We start from the raw sequence: 4,644 nt of genomic DNA on the forward strand, positions 1-4,644 counted from the left end.
AGTGGTAATTTATCAAATTCTTTAACCGCAACAATCTCAGCTACAGGGTTAATCCTGGCTAAAATCTGCTCCTCTAATTTAACACCATCAGGCTTTAGCATAAAAAATGTTCTTTGTTTCATTTTAATTTATGGAATTCATCCTTTATTTTAATAAGAGATTTAGTTCTCATAAAACACAAAATATAAGGGAGTCGTATAAATTAAACCCTATATATTGTGGCTGAACGGTTACAACCTCCCTTGCTTGTTGTATTTCAGAATAAGATAATACATAGTGTCGCGTTGAACAAATAACGCACGGAATTTGATTCTGGTAACTGGTGATTGGTAACTGGTAATTAAATACCGTTCGGCTGATCTCAGGACGAAACTATTTAACCAGTTACCAGTTACCAATTATCCGTTTGCAGGTTATGAAATCTGATGATACGCCGTGCAAAACTTACTCAACACCACAATAGTATTACCCCAGTTGATTATTTTCAAAATTAATTACCGTATATTCCCTTTCAAAATCCTGTTTATTTTCAGAGGTATGAACTGTATTTTCAATTATGGATTCTGTATATGCCATACGGACAATTCCTAATGCGGTTTTACGAATCTCCTGAATAACATTTACTCCTTCATACAATAGAGCCAGCGAGCGTTTATTGCTCATAAAATCTACTAATTCACCAAAGAAAGGTTTATGTTTATGTGGGGTATAAAAGATTTCCATATCAGAGGTAGTAGGGGTAATAATCTTTGCAGAAATGATATACATACCTGTCTTAGAAAAGGCATTGACGACATTACCCAATCTTGGGTCATTTGGGGTATCAAATACATTAGGTTTGACGACTACTAAACTTTGTTCAACCTGGTTTTTTATATCATCAGGATAAACAATAGACTCTTTTAAAGGACCTCCACATGATTTATATTTACGCCACATCACATCCAATTGGGCATCTGCTTCTTCTTTATTTGAAGGTGCAGAAGCAGGAAATTCTATAATTATGTCCGTATTTGTTTTATAAAAAACGCCGTATCTTCCTAAGATAGTCGTGCCATTCCTCTGTCTTATGTCACCCATTAAATTACTAATCCGACTGATAGCATCTTCTCCCTCGATAACTAAATTAAATATCCTTTTTTTATTATATTTCCTTTTATCATAACTTTCTTCACTAATAAGCATTTGTTTGAATTTATCCTGGATAATTTTTTCTTCTTTTGTTTCTGGCAAAGTTAATGTTTCGCAAAAATCCTCAGCAAAATCAGGGGTCAGTGTATAAACATCTGCCGCAATAATGTCTAACGGAGAATTCCCCTCAGGCATAAAGCGAATTAGACTGAGAATATCCCCTGTTAAAGACCGCTCAAGTGCGGGTAAATAGATATTAATCAAAGTTCGTTCACTTGCCATATAATTTTATCTCCTCCTGAATCAAAATTAGAAATTAGGGTTTCACTCTAAAATGAACCATCTCCTTAATTCAATTCTATTTTACCATTTTTTCACCTTGTTGTCAATATAAATTCGTGAAACTCAGTTCTGAAGAGTAAATTTTCATGATTTTTCTTTTTAAGATACAGTTCGGGGACAAGATAGTAGGGGACATTAAAAAGGACAGTCCTCTCCTGTGTCTCCTGATATATCAAAATATCGGAGTCAAAAAAAGGTAACCATTCAGGTATAGATAAAAATATGGTAACTATAACTCAAATCTCAAAACGCAAAACGCAAAACGCAAAACTACAACTTAAAACTTAAAACTAAAGGCTTCTCCTGAAAATAGACTACAGACCATAGACCATAGACTATAGACCAAGGAACCGATGAAAAGCAAGTTTATTCCCCCTTAACAAAGGGGGTTAGGGGGTTGTTATAGTTAATTGACAATTATCAATTAGCCATTATCTGGACTTTCGTGAATTTTGGTATAATTTAACCACAGAGACACAGAGAACACAGAGGAAGATTTTAGCAGGCGAAATAATTTACTTTACTCTTTAAACGAAAATCACTAATGAATTTTTAGCATCTTACCTCATCTGGTAACTGGTAACTGGTTACTGGTTACTGGTTATATGAAGAGGTTGAGTTTATAAAAATTGTTTTATCCTGATGAATACTAATCCGAACGAGTCGGAACAAAATAAGTAATCAGTAATAGAATACCGATTACCAATCTTCTTAGAGATATCTAATCATTATCTCTTTATATTCTCTGTGTTCTATTCTCTGCGAACTTTGTGTCTCTGTGGTGATAAAAATCACGAAACTATAGTATATACTGAAGAATGATTAGGAGGTATCCCTCAATACTACCTTGTAGAATAACCAAATAAGCTTCTATGGCAGACAGTATAAAGGGGGGCTGGGGGATTGCAATCCCCCAGTAGGGGCTTGGGGACAGCGTCCCCAAAATATTATCCCTTTATTTCTAATTGCACAGGTCAAAAAAATTCTTGCAAAATATCCATTTTATATGCTATAATTTTTAATGATGAAAGTTAATTTAGATTATGGCGAAAAAGAAATGGGATTATTTATTTCGGATACAAATTTAGCTAATTTTTTTAGCCTGAAAATAAGCGGCGAAAAAGCCTCTTTTGAAACTTTTGAGCGGGCATTAAAAGCCGCAACACCAAAATTGGAAGATATTGTATCTGAGAAAAGAGTTTGTATCATCCTGGACGATAGCACCCGAAAACAACCCAGAGAACAGATTCTCAAACCTTTATGTGAAAGATTAAAAAAAGCCCATTTTATTCAGGTTCTCATTGCCACTGGCACCCATAAATCTTTACATAACCTTGAACTTTGTGAATTTATTAGAGGTATCGTTAATTCATATTCCTTAAATTTCGATATAGCCATAAATGATTCCACAAATAATAATGAATTTGAATATATTGGCACTACCCGGCGAAAAACAGAGGTATTTGTAAATAAAAAAGCGATGTCCTGCGATATGTTTATTGTCGTCTCTGGTATGAAACCCCATTATTTTGGAGGATATAGCAATCCAGTTAAAAACTTTTTACCCGGTATCTGCTCTTTTGAAACTATCCGTCAAAATCATTGTGCCTTGATTGTCGAAGAGGATTCTATCTATGGAAGACATCCCTGGCACCCATTGCCTCAAAAAAGACAAAATCCTATCGCCGAAGATATGTTAGAAGGAATGGAATTAATCATCAAGAACAGATATGTATTTGCCTTAGCCTTTGTCGGAAATGAAGAGATAATCTGGGCAAAGGCAGGAGAAGTAAAGGAAGTTACTTGTGAAGGAATTAAAATTATTGATAAATCTATGAGTTTTACAACAAATCCAACCAAATATCTTATCGTAAGTCCGGGCAAGGATGAAGATAAAACATTTTATGTTGCTCAAAGGTCATTAGAGTTGACCAAACAGGTTGTGAACAGGGAAACAGAGGTTCTCTGGCTCGCAAACATTCAAGGTGGAATACATGATGACCCAAAACTTTTACCTATTTTAAAACAAAACTATGAGAACATTGCCAGTAAGATTAAAGAAAAAGATGCCGACTTTGGTCTTTACAAGGCATTTAGATTCAAGAACTACCTTCAAAGGGTAAGTAAAGTCTTTGTTTATTCTGAGTATAACCATCAAGACCTGCAAGAAATTGGGACACTCCCCATTGATGACCCACAGAAAATTATAGACAACTGGTTAGAAAAAGACCCAGCGGCTAAAATCCTGGTTATAAACAATGCAAACAAATTGGCTGTGGGTCTGTGTAATAAAGGTAAGTAACTTTTTAGTGTATAGGAGATTATGCAAATGAGAAAGTGAGCAGGTGAGAAAGCGAGGAAGTAGACCAGTGCTTTGTCACGCTTGAAATTATGGGTATGTAATAGTTATTAACGAAAATCCTGATAGAACAGATATAGCACCAGGGTTGATGGTTGATAGTTGATAGTTTCATAGACTATCAACCATCAACTATCAACAATACTAATGTGAACTTTTGGTTAATACTTACTATAAAATCTAACTTTACACTGAGACCTATATGGTTAAAAGTCAGATATCGAAAGGAGAAACGCTCATGAACCTGCGGCTCACAAAGGAAGATGAAAATAAACCACGAAGAGCACGAAGGAACCACGAAGTTCACGAAGAAAGAATTAAAGGAAATTAAAAGATTTGTTGTTTAATTCTTCGTGTCTTCGTGGTGAAAAAAAGTTTTTAGTCGAAATTCATAAATTCTTGCAAATCAATGACTTACGAATATTTTCAGGAGAGGCTCTCATAAACCTTTGGTTCACAAATGAGGATGAAAATAGTGGTAGGAGATAGAAGGTGGGAGGTAAGGAGATAGGCGTGGGGAGTGATGTTTTCTTTACTTTCTACTTTCTACTCTCTACTTCCTATTTTCAGGAGAAACCGTCATGCCCCTGCGGGGCACAAAGGAGGATGAAAATTTTGCTTGAATTTCCAGCTTCCTTGTGTTATTCTTACTAAGAAAGAGGCAAGGAGACTTGCCCAAAAGAAATAAAGAGGGTTGGACCTATTAACTCCAGTAAAATCAAGGGGTTATAATAGTAAGAAGGTAGATTTTAGGGGTGTTTAGGAGGTGAGGTAGGTATATGTAACATATTATAAACATTGGGGTTAGGTTT

Annotated in this window: 2 protein-coding genes; one reads left to right on the forward strand and one right to left on the reverse strand. The window is 35.2% G+C overall.

Annotated elements, in window-relative coordinates; all coding sequences use genetic code 11:
* Nucleotides 1–465 precede the first annotated feature (465 nt).
* Nucleotides 466–1,413 (reverse strand): nucleoside-diphosphate kinase, encoded by a 948-nt coding sequence (locus AB1414_15865; protein MEW6608896.1) that lies wholly within the window; start codon nt 1,411–1,413, stop codon nt 466–468.
* A gap of 1,081 nt (nt 1,414–2,494) precedes the next feature.
* Between AB1414_15865 and AB1414_15870 the strand changes: the two genes are divergently transcribed.
* Entirely contained in the window at nt 2,495–3,775 is a 1,281-nt protein-coding gene (locus tag AB1414_15870) for a lactate racemase domain-containing protein (protein MEW6608897.1), read from the forward strand.
* Nucleotides 3,776–4,644: the final 869 nt, after the last annotated feature.

Source organism: bacterium (assembly GCA_040755795.1).
GTDB lineage: Bacteria > UBA9089 > CG2-30-40-21 > CG2-30-40-21 > SBAY01 > JBFLXS01.